This window comes from Micromonospora sp. NPDC005324 (assembly GCF_040607155.1).
GTDB lineage: Bacteria > Actinomycetota > Actinomycetes > Mycobacteriales > Micromonosporaceae > Micromonospora > Micromonospora trifolii.
In genome coordinates this window covers 142,115-157,086 of the sequence record NZ_JBEXGE010000002.1, presented here as the reverse complement: position 1 = coordinate 157,086, position 14,972 = coordinate 142,115, and the positions used below count along the sequence as shown (strand labels likewise).

General features: G+C 71.8%; 13 protein-coding genes. 2 read left to right on the top strand and 11 right to left on the bottom strand.

All coding sequences use genetic code 11. The annotated features are described in order from the left end of the window. Window positions 1-118 precede the first annotated feature (118 nt). The 7 genes from ABZS40_RS02735 to eno form a co-directional block, all read right to left on the bottom strand. The gene (locus ABZS40_RS02735; RefSeq protein WP_354941208.1) at window positions 119-1,156 is read right to left on the bottom strand and encodes a hypothetical protein; all 1,038 of its coding nucleotides are present in this window, start codon (window positions 1,154-1,156) and stop codon (window positions 119-121) included. After that, a complete protein-coding gene (locus ABZS40_RS02730) occupies window positions 1,153-1,485 on the bottom strand; it encodes a PadR family transcriptional regulator (protein WP_074316865.1) in 333 nt (110 codons plus the stop codon). Before ABZS40_RS02730 ends, ABZS40_RS02735 begins: the two co-directional genes overlap by 4 nt. A 170-nt stretch (window positions 1,486-1,655) precedes the next feature. Beyond that, the gene (locus tag ABZS40_RS02725) at window positions 1,656-2,585 is read right to left on the bottom strand and encodes a Ppx/GppA phosphatase family protein (RefSeq protein ID WP_354941590.1); all 930 of its coding nucleotides are present in this window, start codon (window positions 2,583-2,585) and stop codon (window positions 1,656-1,658) included. 90 nt (window positions 2,586-2,675) lie between these two features. Beyond that, a complete protein-coding gene (locus ABZS40_RS02720) occupies window positions 2,676-3,212 on the bottom strand; it encodes an amino-acid N-acetyltransferase (RefSeq protein ID WP_354941206.1) in 537 nt (178 codons plus the stop codon). Continuing rightward, on the bottom strand, window positions 3,209-3,766 hold the full coding sequence (locus ABZS40_RS02715) for a DUF501 domain-containing protein (RefSeq protein WP_354941204.1): 558 nt from the start codon (window positions 3,764-3,766) through the stop codon (window positions 3,209-3,211). Before ABZS40_RS02715 ends, ABZS40_RS02720 begins: the two co-directional genes overlap by 4 nt. 34 nt (window positions 3,767-3,800) lie before the next feature. Then, entirely contained in the window at window positions 3,801-4,439 is a 639-nt protein-coding gene (locus ABZS40_RS02710) for a septum formation initiator family protein (protein ID WP_354941202.1), read from the bottom strand. Between the two features lie 32 nt (window positions 4,440-4,471). Beyond that, entirely contained in the window at window positions 4,472-5,755 is a 1,284-nt protein-coding gene (gene eno, locus ABZS40_RS02705) for a phosphopyruvate hydratase (RefSeq protein ID WP_354941200.1), read from the bottom strand. A gap of 213 nt (window positions 5,756-5,968) precedes the next feature. On the opposite strand from eno, the gene ABZS40_RS02700 reads away from it, so the two are divergent. Both ABZS40_RS02700 and nudC read left to right on the top strand, forming a co-directional pair. Continuing rightward, window positions 5,969-6,664, top strand: coding sequence for a hypothetical protein (locus ABZS40_RS02700; RefSeq protein ID WP_354941198.1), 696 nt, complete (start codon window positions 5,969-5,971; stop codon window positions 6,662-6,664). Then, window positions 6,661-7,512 (top strand): NAD(+) diphosphatase, encoded by an 852-nt coding sequence (nudC, locus tag ABZS40_RS02695; protein ID WP_354941196.1) that lies wholly within the window; start codon window positions 6,661-6,663, stop codon window positions 7,510-7,512. The genes ABZS40_RS02700 and nudC overlap by 4 nt, the downstream gene beginning before the upstream one ends. A 24-nt stretch (window positions 7,513-7,536) precedes the next feature. Here the strand turns inward: nudC and ABZS40_RS02690 are convergent, their stop codons facing one another. The 4 genes from ABZS40_RS02690 to mfd all read right to left on the bottom strand — a co-directional run bounded on the left by ABZS40_RS02690 (window position 7,537) and on the right by mfd (window position 14,763). Next, on the bottom strand, window positions 7,537-9,156 hold the full coding sequence (locus ABZS40_RS02690) for a DUF885 domain-containing protein (RefSeq protein WP_354941194.1): 1,620 nt from the start codon (window positions 9,154-9,156) through the stop codon (window positions 7,537-7,539). Window positions 9,157-9,263: 107 nt separating this feature from the next. Further along, on the bottom strand, window positions 9,264-10,250 hold the full coding sequence (locus tag ABZS40_RS02685; RefSeq protein WP_354941192.1) for a nucleoside triphosphate pyrophosphohydrolase: 987 nt from the start codon (window positions 10,248-10,250) through the stop codon (window positions 9,264-9,266). Between the two features lie 2 nt (window positions 10,251-10,252). Then, window positions 10,253-11,008: a hypothetical protein gene (locus tag ABZS40_RS02680; RefSeq protein ID WP_354941190.1), complete on the bottom strand. Its 756-nt coding sequence runs from the start codon at window positions 11,006-11,008 to the stop codon at window positions 10,253-10,255. Window positions 11,009-11,124: 116 nt separating this feature from the next. Then, complete coding sequence (gene mfd, locus ABZS40_RS02675) at window positions 11,125-14,763, bottom strand: transcription-repair coupling factor (RefSeq protein WP_354941187.1); 3,639 nt, start codon at window positions 14,761-14,763, stop codon at window positions 11,125-11,127. Window positions 14,764-14,972 lie beyond the last annotated feature (209 nt).

Here is a 14,972-nt window from a genome sequence, read left to right as displayed (position 1 = left end):
CGAGGGGTTGATGAGCAGACGACACCGTAACGATCATTGATTCCCGGTGCCGTCCCGCTCGCCTCGTCCGTTCAGTTATTTCCCAGCTTCACCTGCATGATCCAGTTCACACCGTGGTTCAGCTCGTCGGGGTTGGGGTGGGTGCGTCACTCGGCGTCGCGGTTTGACCTGCCGTGGGCTGGCCAGTGGCCGTTCCGCTTGGCGTCGACGTACTGGTCGGGGCAGGGGTACTGGTCGAGCCAGGGGTGTTGGTGGTCGGGTCTGGGGTGGTGCTCGGCGCCGCAGGCGGGACGGGCATGCCCGGGCCGCGCGGCCCGAAGGGCGCCTGATCCGGGCAGTACGGGTACGCACGCAGCAACGGCTGGCCATAGACGTCAAGCGGGCTCGGGCAGTCTGGGTGGTAGCCGAGCCGGATCGGATTGCCGTTCTGGTCGAAGAGCCGGGCGTTCTCCACCAGCCGCCCCTCTCCGTCGTAGACGAAGACGTCCCGGACCTGGCTGTACTGACTGTCGACCGAGGTCTGGTCGTAGTAGTAGTCGTTGTTGCGCCCGTCCTCCGCGTTGACCAGCGCGGCGAGCGCGAAGACCACAAGAACCGTGCTGCCCACCTGGACCGCCGAGCGCGGCCAGCGGGTCAACCGCCCGGAGCGGTGGCCGATCCAGATGGAGGCGAGCACGAAGCCGACCAGCATGATCATGCCGGCGAGCAACTCACCACCGAACCTCGGCAGCAGCCCGAAGCTGCCGCCGGTGCTGATAACCGTGACCAGCATCGCCGCCAGGTAGCCCCGGAGCACCCACCAGCCGGGGCGCAGCAACTGGAGGAAGTCGCTGGCCGTCGCGTACCCCAGGGGTGGGCCGAGACGGGTGTCCATGGCGCGCAGCCGGCCGCGGACCCGGGCCACCGCGCTCGCCACCCGCTGGTCGAGGTTGCGCCCGCTGCCCGGAGCGGCGCCGGCTGCGGCGCGCAGCTCGGCGGCGTACGTCTCGGGCTCGCCCAACCGCTCGACCAGGGTGCCCTCGGACTCGGCGGCGACCTCGGTGAGGTGGTCGGCGAGATCCTCGGTCAGCTCGTCGCGTTGCCCGGGCGGCAGGTCGGCCAGAGCGGCTCGAACCCGCGCCACGTAGTCGGTGATCTCCTGCTGCGCGACGGTCATGCCGCCATCCCCCGATCGTCGAGCAGACTGTCCATTGTGGTGGCGAACGAGCGCCAGAGCTTGCCGGAGCGGGTCAGCTGGTCTCGCCCCGCGGCGTTGAGTGAGTAGTACTTGCGGTGCGGCCCGGATTCGCTCGGCACGACGTAGGTCGTGAGCAGGCCGGCGGCGAAGAGGCGGCGCAGGGTCCCATAGACCGAGGCGTCACCGACCTCCTCCAGGCCGGCCTCGCGCAGCCGGCGCAGGATGTCGTAACCGTAACCGTCCTCCTCTCGGAGCACGGCCAGGACGGCCAGATCGAGCACGCCCTTCAGCAACTGTGTGGTGTCCACGCATTGCACGCTACTGCGTAATGCGCAGTAGCGTCAACGGAACGCCCCGACACGCCGAGCCGCGCTCCGGGGGGCGCTGATCGACTCGGTTTTCAGGAAGTCGGGGCATCCGAAGTACTTGGACACCGCGACTTCAATGAAGGCGAGTCGATCAACCCGTCAGGGGTGGCTTACTGGAGGCTCCAGGCGATGCCGTCGAGGATGTCGTGCTCCGAGGCGACCACCGACGGCATCCCGGCCCGCTCCATGATCACGCGAAGCACCAGCGCGCCCGCGCCGATCACGTCGGCCCGGCCCGGGTGCATCACCGGGTTCGCCAACCGCTGCGCACGGGTCTGACCCAGCAGCTCGGCGGTCACCCGGGCGACCTCGTCGTAGGACACCCGGGCGTGGTGGATGCGCTCCGGGTCGTATTCCCGCAGGCCCCGCGCCAGGGCGACCACTGTGGTGACCGACCCGGCGAGGCCGACCAGGGTGGCCGCCTCGCGACCGGGCACCACGGCGAGCGCCCGGTCGACGGCCGCCACGATGTCGGTCTGCGCCGCCGCGACCTGCTCGGGCGTCGGCGGGTCGCCGGGCAGGTGCCGCTCGGTCATCCGGACGCAACCGATGTCCACCGAGATCGCCGACCGCACCCCGGCAGCCCGGTCACCGACCACGAACTCGGTGGAACCACCACCGATGTCGACGACCAGGAACGGCTCCTTCGCGTCAGCGGGCAGCCCGCGCACCGCGCCGGTGAACGACAGCCGGGCCTCCTCGTCGCCGCTGACCACCTCGGGCGCGACACCGAGGGTGGCCTGCACCATTTCGGTGAAGTCGGCGGCGTTGGCGGCATCGCGGGAGGCCGAGGTGGCACACATCCGCACCCGCTGCGCGCCGAGCTTCTCGATGTCGGCGGCGTACGACGCCAACGCCACCCGGGTCCGCTCGATCGCCTCCGGCGCCAGTCGGCCGGTGCGGTCCACGCCCTGCCCCAAGCGGACGATCTCCATCCGCCGGGTCAGGTCGACCAGCGGCGCCTGCGGCCCGGCCACGGCGTCGGGCAGGTCGGCGACCAGCAGTCGGATCGAGTTGGTCCCGCAGTCGATGGCCGCCACACGCGTCGTCACGGCAGCAACCTTACGGCAGGACTGGCGGCCACCCGGCTGCTCGGCCCGCACCTCACCGACTGCCCTCGCCAGGGCCGATCACAGGTGCAGCAGCATCCGGCTGTTGCCCAGCGTGTTCGGCTTGACCCGCTCCAGATCCAGGAACTGGGCGACACCCTCGTCGTACGACAGCAGCAACTGCTCGTAGACCGGCTGGGGCACCGGAGCGCCGTCGATCTCGCGAAAGCCGAACGAGCCGAAGAACCGTGTCTCGAAGGTGAGGACGAAGATCCGTGCCACACCCAGCTCCCGGGCCGCGTCGATCAGCTCGCCGACCAGCCGGTGGCCGATCCGCCGGCCCTGGAAGGACGGATCCACCGCCACCGTGCGGATCTCGGCCAGGTCCTCCCACATGACGTGCAGCGCACCGCAGCCCACCACGGCGTCATCCTCGGCCCGGACCGCCACCCGGAACTCCTGCACGTCCTCGAAGAGGGTGACGGTGGCCTTGCTCAGCAGCCGCCGGTCGTCGGTGTAGGTGTCGACCAACCGCCGGATGCCCCGTACGTCCCCCGTGCGGGCTCGCCGCACCAGGATCTGACTCTCGGCTGCCGAGGACCCGTTCGGCGCGCTCATTCGCCCGCCGGTACGTCCACGCACGGCCCCGCCGCCCACCAGCGCTCGACCAGCTCCAAGGTCTCGTCGCCGAACGGGTTCACACCGGGGCCGGCGCCCAGCGCGTGACCCAGGTGCACGTGCAGGCACTTCACCCGGCCCGGCATCCCGCCGGCCGAGATGCCGGCGATCTCCGGCACCTCAGCGATCGCCTCCCGGCGGGTGAGGTAGTCCTCGTGCGCGGCACGGTAGTGGGCGGCCAGCTCCGGGTCCGTCGTCAGCCGGTCCGCCATCTCCTTCATCAGCCCCGCCGACTCCAGCCGGCTGCACGCCGCCGTGGCGCGGGGGCAGGTCAGGTAGTACAGCGTCGGAAACGGGGTGCCGTCGGCGAGGCGGGGGGTCGTCTCCACCACGTCGGGAAGGCCACACGGGCACCGGTGGGCCACCGCGCGGGTGCCCCGGGGCGTCCGGCCGAGCTGCGCGGCCACCGCGGCCAGGTCGGCCTCGGTGGCCGGCTCGTGCCGCGGCAGGGGAACGGATTGCGCCGCCGGCTCCGACGGTGGTACGACAGTCACGGTGCCCATCTCTCCTGGTGTGCTGGTCGGTGGATCACTGGCCCGGCTGCTGGCCGTCCGCAGCCCGCACGCTCGACCAGAGCGTGTCGTACCAGGTCACCGGCCCGGCCGGCGGGGCCGAACCGGCCGACTTCCCGGCGTCCCGGGCGGCGCCCTCCGGGTCGTGCAGCACCACCATCATCTTTTCGCCCGGCTCGCCCATGAAGAACCGCTCCCGGGCCTGCGTCTTGATGTACTCGTCGTCTTTCCAGTTGGCGGCCTCGGCGGCGAGCTTGGCGATCTCCCGCTCCTGCACCGCCTGGGCCGCCTCCATCCGCTCGATGTCGGCCTGCTGGTCCAGGTAGACCCGGACCGGATAGGTGTAGGCCAGAGCGAGCGCGATCAGGACCGCGAACAGCACTGTGGCCCGACCGGTGAAGCGACGGGGGTTGGGTGCGGCGAGCCGCTTCACGGCACCAGCGGCGGCGGTACGCCGAGCGGCAGCGGGACGATTCGCGGAGCGCACGCCTTCGGCGCCGCGGGCAGCACCCGGCGCGCGGCCGGCGGCGCGCGGCTCGGCGCGTACGCCGGCCTCCCGGACCGATCCCCGCGTGGCGCGACCGCCGCCCGGCCGACCGGACTGACCCGGCCGGCGGGCGGGACGCTGACCACCCGGTGTGCGGCGCTGCTGCATCGTCACACCCCTCCCCCGAGGCTTCGTGCGTCTCAGGCCGAACGGTAGCGCGGGAACGCGCCAGCGCCGGCGTAGCGCGCCGCGTCGGCCAGCTCCTCCTCGATCCGGAGCAGCTGGTTGTACTTGGCGACACGGTCCGAACGGGCCGGGGCGCCGGTCTTGATCTGGCCGCAGCCGGTGGCCACCGCCAGGTCGGCGATGGTGGTGTCCTCGGTCTCGCCGGAGCGGTGGCTCATCATGCACTTGAAGCCGGCCCGGTGGGCCAGGTCCACCGCGTCCAGGGTCTCGGTCAGCGAGCCGATCTGGTTGACCTTGACCAGGACCGCGTTCGCGGACTTCTCCGCGATGCCGCGGGCGATGCGCTGCGGGTTGGTCACGAACAGGTCGTCACCGACGATCTGCACCCGGTCGCCGATCGAGGCGGTCAGCGTCTGCCAGCCGCTCCAGTCGTCCTCGGCCAGCGGGTCCTCGATCGACACGATCGGGTACTCGTCGGCCAGCTTGGTGTAGTAGGTGCTCATCTCCTCGGCGGACTTCGCGGCACCCTCGAACGTGTAGGTGCCGTTGTCGAAGAACTCCGTGGCGGCCACGTCGAGCGCGAACACGATGTCGCTGCCGAGCCGGTAACCGGCCTTCTCGACGGCCTCGGCGATCAGGTCCAGGGCCGCCGCGTTCGTCGGCAGGTTCGGCGCGAAGCCACCCTCGTCGCCGAGCCCGGTGGAGAGGCCCTTCTTCTTCAGCACCGACTTCAGCGCGTGGTAGACCTCCGCGCCCGAGCGCAGCGCCTCACGGAAGGTGGGCGCGCCGATCGGCGCGATCATGAACTCCTGGATGTCGACGTTCGAGTCGGCGTGCGCGCCACCGTTGAGGATGTTCATCATCGGCACGGGCAGGAGGTGCGCGTTCGGACCACCCAGGTAGCGGAAGAGGCTCAGCTCGGCGCTGCCGGCAGCCGCCTTCGCCACCGCCAGGGAGACCCCGAGGATGGCGTTCGCGCCCAGCTCCGACTTGCTCTCCGTGCCGTCGATGTCGAGCATCTTCTGGTCGATCAGCCGCTGCTCGCTGGCCTCGTACCCGATGATCTGGTCGACGATCTTGTCTTCGACGTTGGAGACCGCCTTCTCCACGCCCTTCCCCTGGTAGCGGTCGGCGTCACCGTCGCGCAGCTCGATCGCCTCGAAGGCGCCGGTGGAGGCGCCGGACGGCACGGCGGCGCGGGCTACCGTGCCGTCGTCCAGACCGACCTCGACCTCGACCGTCGGGTTGCCCCGCGAGTCGAGAATCTCCCTGGCGACGATTCCCTCGATGGTTGCCACTAAGTCGCTCCTCGTTGTTGTGATCCGGTCCGTGGGTGGGCCGCGACGGTGCGGCTGAGGCAGGTGTTGAACGCAGCGTATCGGGCGACGCGAACGGGCACGGCGTCGCCCGCGCACCCGGGTCGCCCCGCGCTGACGGACATTCCCGGATTTCCGGGCGTCAACCGGCAACGGGTTTGCGCTGCGCGGACCAGATCCACCAGGCTGGTCGCCATGCCCGCCGCCTCGACCACCCTCCGCATGCTCGCCGTGTCGGTCATCGCGTCGCTCACGGTCACCGGCTGTCAGACATTCGAGGACGCCGGAGTCGCCATGGGCCGCTCGGAACTCGTCAACGACCTCGCCGCCCGGCTCGATCGGGCGCTGGAGTTGACCTACTCGGCCGACTACCAGTTGCCCGGCGGCCAGCGCGCCGCGATCGTGCAGGCGCAGGACCCGGCGCGATCCACGTACACCTATCCGGGCGGCCAACTCACCGTCACCCCGGAGTCCATCACCCGGTGCACGACGACCGGCGCCCGCCCGCAGTGCACGCTGATCACCCCGCCCACCCCGGGCAGCAAGCCCACAGTGACGCTGTTCGGCGAGGCCAACCAGCAGGGCCTCGTCACGCCGCCGGTGGTGGTCGGGCTGCTCACCGCCGCCGCGCTCGACCCACAGGCGGTCATCAAGCAGAGTGACACCACAGTCGCGGGGCACCACGCCGCCTGCGTCGCGGTGCAGAGCTCGTCGTCCGGCGACTTCACCGCCTGCGTGACCACCGAGGGCGTGCTCGGCAGCTTCACCGGGCCGGTCGACGGCAAGCCGATGGAGCTGGCACTGAGCAACTACTCCGCGACGGTCGACGAGGACGCGTTCGAACCGCCCGCCGGCGCCGACGTCGTCGACCGCCGCCCCGGCGGCTCGTGACCGACCCGCCGGCCGCGCTGCCCGGCGGGTTCCTGCCCGGGGCCGATCGGAGCCGGCCTCCCGGCCCCGGCGACCTGGCCCTTCCGGTGGCCGGCGCGAAGCTGCTGACCGGCGTCGACGGCCAACCCCTGCGGGTCGCCGACCTGCCCGCCGACACCGAGTGGGTGCCGCTGGGCACGCTCGACGGGGTGCCCGCCTGGGGCACCGACCTGACCACCGCCGGCGACCTTCCCGGCCGGGCGCGAGGCTGGGCGTCGCTCGCTGCCGAGGTGCCGGAGCCGCACGCCACGCTCGCCGGCCGGGCGTTGGCGGTGCTGACCTGGCGGCGTACCCACCGGTGGTGCGGCGCCTGCCGAGCGGAGCTGACCGACCGACCCGGCGAGACCGCCCGCCAGTGCCCCGACTGCGGCCTGTACGTGCCGATGCAGCTCTCCGCCGCCGTGCTGGTAGCGATCACCCGGCCCGGCCCGCCCGGACGCGCTGACGAGCTGCTGCTGGTCCGGCACGCCACCGGTCCGACCGGGCTGTGGGCGCTGGTGGCCGGGTTCGTCGAGGCCGGCGAGACACTTGAGGCGGCGGTGCACCGGGAGGTCGGCGAGGAGGTCGGGCTGCCCGTCGACCGGCTGGCCTACTTCGGCAGCCAACCGTGGGCGATCTCCGGCCCGGGTGTGCTGCTCGCCGGCTTCACCGCCCGTGCCGCCGACCCGCAGGCCGAACCGGTGGTCGACGGGAGGGAGCTGACCAGGGCTCAGTGGTTCGGCCTGGATGCGCTGCCGGCGCAACTGCCGCCCGCGTACTCCATCTCGCGCTGGCTCATCGACGCGACGGTGAGCGCCGGGCGGCGCTGAAACCGCGCGGCCCGGCGTTCCTCCTCAGAGACCGAGCAGGGTGCGCAGGTGGCGCGGAGGCGGGCAGTCGTGGGCGAGCATCGCGTCGTGCCAGTCGCGGACCGACACCCCGTCCGGGCGGGCGGCGGCGATCTCGGCCACCTCGCTGTACCCGACGAAGTAGGTGGAGAGCTGGGTGGAGGTCAGTTGCGCGCGCCGCCACTTGCCGGCCGCCTCGCCCTCCTCCTGGAAGCCGCGCCCGGTCATCAACGCCATGGCCTCGGCCTCGGGCAGGTCCTCGGCGTGCACCAACTGGTCGAGCAACGCGTTGATGGTCATCCGCAGTTGCATCTTGAGCTGCTGCAACCGCACCGGCAGACCGCCGAAGCCGAGCCCCGTCATCACCTCCTCCGCGTAGACCGCCCAGCCCTCGATGAACGGGCCGGACTCGGCCAGCGCACGGACCCGCGTGCCACCGACGTAGCGGCGGGCGTGGGCGAGCTGGAGGAAGTGCCCCGGCATCGCCTCGTGCACCGTGAGGTTGCGGATCATGTGGTCGTTGTACTCCCGGTAGAACGACTCGACCCGCTGCGCCGACCAGTCCGACGGGGTCGGCGCGATGCAGTAGAAGGTCGGCAGGGCGGCGGTCTCCAGCGGGCCGGGCGCATCGCAGTACGCCACAGCGACCCCCCGGGCGAACTCCGGCATCTCCTGGATCACGCACCGGTCGTCGACCAGAGTGACCAGGTCGTGCGCGCGGACGAAGTCGGTCGCCTCGTCCAGTGTGACCCCGGCCAACTCGACGATCGTCGCGTCGTTCGGGTGCTCGGCGGCGAGCAGGTCCAGCGCCCGACGTACTGTCGCGTCGTCGGCCGGGCCACCGACCAGCTCGACGGCCGCCTCGCGGATCTCCGCGGTGACCCGATCCAGGTTGGCCCAGGCGCGACGCTGGATCTCGGCGGCGCCCAACTCGGTGTCGAGGGTGTGCCAGAGCCGGGCCTCCCAGCGGCGCCGGCCCAGTCGCGGGTCACGGCCAGGGCCGGCATCGGCGGCCAGGCCGGTGCGCAGCCAGGCGACGAACTCCTCCAGCGCGGCGATCGCGGCGGTGGCCGCCGGCTCGACCCGGTCGAGGTGGCCCGGCGCCTGGGCGAGCAACGGGGGCAGCTCGTCGCGGATCAGCGCTGCCGTGCCGGTGAACTGCCCGACCGCCGTCTCCGCGTGGATGCGCGGCATGTCCCGCAGCGTCGCGCGGGCGGTGGCGAGGGCGTCCGGTACGGCGGCGAGCCGGCCGGCGAGTTGGGTCAGCCGCACCTCCGCGGGGGCGTACGGGCGGGCCAGCAGCGGGTGCAGCAGCGGGCCGGGGTTGTGCCGCAGCGGATCCCACTCGTGCGACCGGATCTCGGTCAGCTCGAACAGCTCCCGATCCACGAATGAGGCGAGCAGCGCGTGGTCGACCTGCTCGTCGACGTCGAGCGAGTCCGGGTCCAGTTCGGACAGTGCGTTTGCCGCGTCGGAGAGCATCGCCCGATCGGCTGTCAACCCGTCGGCGGACAGGTCCGGCAGCCGGTCGTCGAACCGGTGGTCCCCGGCGGCGGTGGCAACCCCCGGCCGCGACTCCAGTAGAGCCTCGACAACCCGCTCAGCCAGCACTCCAAACGCTTCCACCGCCCCACCCTACCGACCGCCGTGCGCCCCGCCGCCGGTTCCGCCCACTCCGTCGATCATGAAGTTGTTGCCATCCACCTCGGCGTGTCGGGGCAACAACTTCATGATCAACGCAGGCTGGTGGGTGGGGCTTCGGCTTGGCGGATGGCTTCGGCGTGGGCCAGGGTGGTGCGGCGGAGGGCTGCTTCGGGGTCCATGCCCGCCTCGCGGGCGGCGGCCACCCTTGCCAGCAGGTCGGCGCCCAGCCTTGCCTCGGCGTCCGGCTGGGTGTCAGGCGGCGGAGGTGGGATCTTGATGCCCCTGCGGGCGGCCCGGTCCAGGATCTGCGTTGCCAGGGCCAGCGCGGGCTGGCTCAGGGCCACACCGTCCAACACCGAGTGCCGCGCCTTCTCCGCGCGCTTGATCCGCTCCCAGTTCTCGGTGATCTCCTCCAGGGTGCCCGCCTCGGCACCGGCGAAGACGTGCGGATTGCGCCGGATCATCTTGTCCACCAGGCCACCGGCCACGTCGTCGATGGTCCACCGCTCGTCCTCGGGCAACTCCTCGGCGAGCCGCGCGTGCAGCACGACCTGCAACAACACGTCGCCCAACTCCTCGCGCAGCGCGTCGGTGTCGTCGGCGCTGATGGCGTCGTACGCCTCGTAGCTCTCCTCCAGCAGGTAACCGGCGAGGCTGCGGTGCGTCTGCGCCCGCTTCCACGGGTCGCCACCCGGAGAGGCCAGTCGATCCAGCACTGCCACCGCGTCGAGCAGCCGGGCACCCGGCGGATCCCACGAGCCGTACATCAACTCCATCTCGGCCAACCCCGGCTGCCGGGCCAGCCGCAGACCCAACTCCCGGGCCAGCGCCTCGTCACCCGCCGGACCGGCCAGCCACACCGCAGTGCCGTGCGTCGCCACCGCGTCCAGCAGCGGCTGCGTCGCCGGGCCGTCCACCACTGTGACCTCGGCGCCCGCCTGGCGGATGGCACTGGTCAACTCGCTGTCCGCGCCGGTTAACACCGGGTGCTGGCGTACGACGTCCCAGGCCGCGGAGGTCAACAGGCCGGCGGGCAACCGGGGTGAGGTGACCAGGAGGACGATCCGTGCGGTCATGCTCAGCTGGCCGTGCCCTCGGCCTCTGGCGTGGCGGTCGGCCCTTCCGGGGTGGAAATGTCGGTGACCGCGTCGGAGCCCGGCTCACCCAACGGCACGCTCACCGCAGGCACGTCATCGCTGAAGCTGAGCAGCGGGAACTCGAGCGGACGGTACCGAGGGCTGACGGTGACGTCGTAACGACCGACCGCCTCGGCCAGGATCCTCTTGGTCGCCAGCGCGCCGCGCAACTGCTCGCCGTCGAGCTGTTGGACGGCGGCCTCATCGGTCACCTCGGCCGGGATCTTGCCGGCCACACGCCCGGCGGCGATCACGTCGGCGAGCTCCTCCTTGGTCGGCTCGACCGGCTCGGCCGGCAACCCGGACAGGCAGGTGAAGAACTTCGCCACCTCCCGCACGTGCCCGGTCTCCGGGGCCAGGGTGAGCTGCTGGGCGGCCTGCTCGGCCGTCACCTGGCCGCGCGGCTGGTAGTTCTTCTCGGCGGAGAGCTTCTCGCACACCTTGGTCAGCACCATGGCCCGAACCACGTCCGCCACAGTGGGCAGGGTCGGTTGCGGCGCCGCGGGCTGCCCGCTGGCGGCGGAGGACTCCGGCGCCGGGTTCATCGTCCGCAGGTCCTTCATCGCGGCGGTGACCTGAACGTCGGTGATGCGCTGGTCACCGACGTAAGCGGCGATACCAGGCTCAGCACGGCAACCGGAGAGGGCGACGAGGCCGAGCGCCACAGTGGCGACGGCGGCAAGACGGCGAGCACGCATAGCCGTCACTCTCTCACGCCGTCACCCGGGGTTGTGACGCCCCCCACCTTCGCCGATCCCCCGACCAGGGACGGCGTCGACGCGCGACCGCCCCTGGTCCAGAGCACACCGCAGGCTCAGGCGCTCGCGCCCGCCGCGACGGTGAGCGGGGCGGGGGCACCGAGCACATCGGAGAGCAGTTGCGCGCACCACTGGAGCAGCGCCTGGTCACGCAGCGGCTCGCCACCGATCCGACGGGTGGTCGGTCGGGGCACGCTGACCTGGTCGGTGGCCTGCTTGTAGACGGCATCCGGGTGGTAGCGCTTGAGCCGCAACTGCTTCGAATCCGGTAGGGGCAGCGGGCCGAACCGTACGTGCTTGCCCTGCACTGACACGTCGGACAGGCCGTAGCGGCGGGCCAGCAGACGGAACCGGGCCACCTCCACCAAATTCTGCACCGGGGCCGGCGGCTCGCCGTACCGGTCGGTCATCTCGGCGATCACCTCGCCCAGCCGCTCCTCGTCGCGCGCCTCGGCGAGCTTGCGGTACATCTCCAGGCGCAGCCGCTCCACGCTCACGTAGTCGTGTGGCAGGTGCGCGTCGACCGGCAGGTCGATCTTGACATCGGTCTCCTCCTCCGGCCGCTCACCCTTGAACGCGGAGACCGCCTCGCCGACCATCCGCACGTACAGGTCGAAGCCGACGCCCTCAATGTGCCCGGACTGCTCGCCGCCGAGCAGGTTGCCGGCGCCCCGGATCTCCAGGTCCTTCATCGCCACGTACATGCCGGCGCCCAACTCGGTGTGCTGGGCGATGGTCGCCAACCGCTCGTGGGCGTGCTCGGTGAGCGGCTTCTCCGGCGGGTAGAGGAAGTAGGCGTACGCCCGCTCCCGACCCCGGCCGACCCGGCCCCGGATCTGGTGCAGCTGGGACAGGCCGAGCAGGTCGGCCCGCTCCACGATCAGCGTGTTGGCGTTCGGGATGTCGATGCCCGACTCGACGATCGTGGTACAGACCAGGACGTCGTACTCCTTCTCCCAGAAGCCGACCATGACCTTCTCCAGGGCGTCCTCGCCCATCTGGCCGTGCGCCACAGCTACCCGCGCCTCGGGCACCAGCTCCCGCAGCCGCCGTGCCGCCCGGTCGATCGACTCGACCCGGTTGTGCAGGTAGAAGACCTGCCCGTCGCGGAGCAGCTCACGGTGGATGGACGCGGCCACCTGCCGGTCGTCCTGCGCGCCGACGAAGGTGAGCACCGGGTGCCGCTCCTCCGGCGGGGTGGCGATGGTGGACATCTCCCGGATGCCGGTGATCGCCATCTCCAGGGTGCGCGGGATCGGGGTGGCCGACATGCTGAGCACGTCGACCGACGCGCGCAGCGTCTTCAGGTGCTCCTTGTGCTCGACACCGAAGCGCTGCTCCTCGTCCACGACCACCAGACCGAGCTGCTTGAACCGGGTCGCGGTCTGCAACAGCCGGTGCGTACCGATGACGATGTCGACGGTGCCGTCGGCGACCATCTCCAGCGTCCGCTCGGTCTCCTTCGGCGTCTGGAACCGGGACAGCTGCCGGATCTGGACCGGGAACTGGCTCATCCGCTCGGCGAACGTGTTGTAGTGCTGCTGCACCAGCAGGGTGGTCGGCACCAGCACCGCCACCTGCTTACCGTCCTGCACCGCCTTGAACGCCGCCCGGACCGCGATCTCGGTCTTGCCGTAGCCGACATCACCGCAGATCAGCCGGTCCATCGGGACGGTCTGCTCCATGTCCCGCTTGACCTCGTCGATGGCGGCGAGCTGGTCCGGCGTCTCCTGCCAGGGGAAGGCGTCCTCCAGCTCCCGCTGCCACGGCGTGTCCGGGCCGAACGAGTGGCCCTTGGACGCCTTTCGGGCGGCGTAGAGCTGGATGAGCTGCGCGGCGATCTCCCGGACCGCCTTGCGGGCCCGGGCCTTGGACTTCTGCCAGTCCGAGCCGCCCATCTTGTGCAGGGTCGGCTGCTCGCCGCCCACGTAGCGGGAGAGCTGGTCGAGCTGGTCGGTCGGGACGAACAGCCGGTCGCCGGGCTGGCCCCGCTTGCTGGCCGCGTACTCGAGAACGAGGTATTCCCGGCTGGCGCCGTTGACGGTGCGCTGCACCAGCTCGACGTAGCGGCCGATGCCGTGCTGCTCGTGCACCACGTGGTCGCCGGTCTTCAACTCCAGCGGGTCGATGGTGTTGCGCCGACGGCTCGGCATCTTGCGCATGTCCCGCGTCGAGGTGCCCCGACCGCCGGTCACGTCATTGCCGGTGAGCAGCACGAAGCGGGACGCCTCGTCGACGAACCCGCTGCTCAGCGCGCCACAGGTGACCACCAGCTCGCCGGGGACGGGCGCCGTCGGCACCTCCTCGGTCAACCGGGCACCCAGGCCGGCGTCGCGCAGCACCTCCACCGCCCGCTGGGCGGGGCCGTGCCCCTCGAAGACCAGCGCGATCGACCAACCCTCGCCGGCCCAGCGCTTGAGGTCCTCGACCACCCGCGAGGTCTCGCCGTGATAGAGCGGCGCCGGTTGGGCGGCCAGGGTGACAGCGATGGCGTCGTCCGGAGTGACGGCGGCCTGCTCCGGCGCATCTTCCCAGGGCTGCCGCGTCTCGGCCGTCTCCCCCTCGACGAGACCGAACGGGGACAGCGTCCACCACGGCTGGCCGAGCTTGCCCGCGGCGGCGCGTACCTCGCCGAGGGTGCGGAAGGCGGCGGCGCCGACGTCCACCGGTGCCTGGCCGCCGACCGCGGCGGCGGCCCAGCTGGCCTGCAGGAACTCCTCAGAGGTACGCACCAGGTCGTGCGCCCGGGTGCGAATCCGCTCCGGGTCGCAGAGCAGGACGTGGGTGCCGGCCGGCATGGCGTCCAGCAGCAGCTCCAGCGAGTCGGGGCCGACCAGCACCGGGGCCAGCGACTCCATCCCCTCCACCGGGATGCCCTCGGCCAGCTTGTCGAGGATCTCGGCCAGCTCGGGGTGCTGCTCGGCGAGCGCGGCGGCCCGGTCGCGGACCGCCGGAGTGAGCAGGAGCTCCCGACAGGGCGGCGCCCAGAGCAGCGGAACCTGCTCGATGGTGCGCTGGTCGGCGACGGCGAAGGTGCGGATCTCCTCCACCTCGTCGCCCCAGAACTCGACCCGGGACGGGTGCTCGTCGGTGGGCGGGAAGACGTCCAGGATGCCGCCTCGTACCGCGAACTCGCCGCGCTTGGTGACCAGGTCGACCCGGGCGTACGCCATGTCGATCAGCCGGCGGGCGACCTCTTCCAGGTCCGCCTCCTCGCCGGCGGCGAGCTGCACCGGCTCCAGATCACCGAGCCCCTTGAGCTGGGGCTGGAGCAGCGAGCGGACCGGGGCCACCACCACACGCAGTGGCCCGGTGCCGCCGTGCGCGTCGGTCGCCTCCGGGTGGGCCAGCCGGCGAAGCACGGCCAGCCGCCGGCCGACAGTGTCGGAGCGGGGGGACAGTCGCTCGTGCGGCAGCGTCTCCCAGGAGGGGAAGACAACGACCTGCTCGGCCGGCAGCAACCCTCCGAGCGCGGCGGCCAGGTCGTCGGCCTCCCGGGTGGTGGCGGTCACCGCCAGCACCGGTCGCCCGGCACCGTCGTTGTCCGCGGCGACCGCCGCGACGGCGAACGGGCGCAGCGCCGCCGGAGCGGTGATGTCGAGGCCGTCGACCTGGGCGGCACCGGAGCGCGCCAGGTCACGCGCCCGGGTCAGCCCGGGGTCGGCCAGTGCGGCGGTGAACAGACCGGTGAGCAAGGGAAACCTTTCGGGGAGTCGACGCACACGACGGCGGCCCCTCGTCCAGCCGGACGGGGGGTGCACGACAACAAGCCTAGCCCCGTCGACCGACAGTCACCCCCTTCTGCCCAGGTCCGCACCGCGCGCGTCACCCCGCATCCCGGCGAGATCGTGCTCGATCCAGGATGTAGTGGTCGCATCGACGCAGCGAGGCCACTACATCCTGA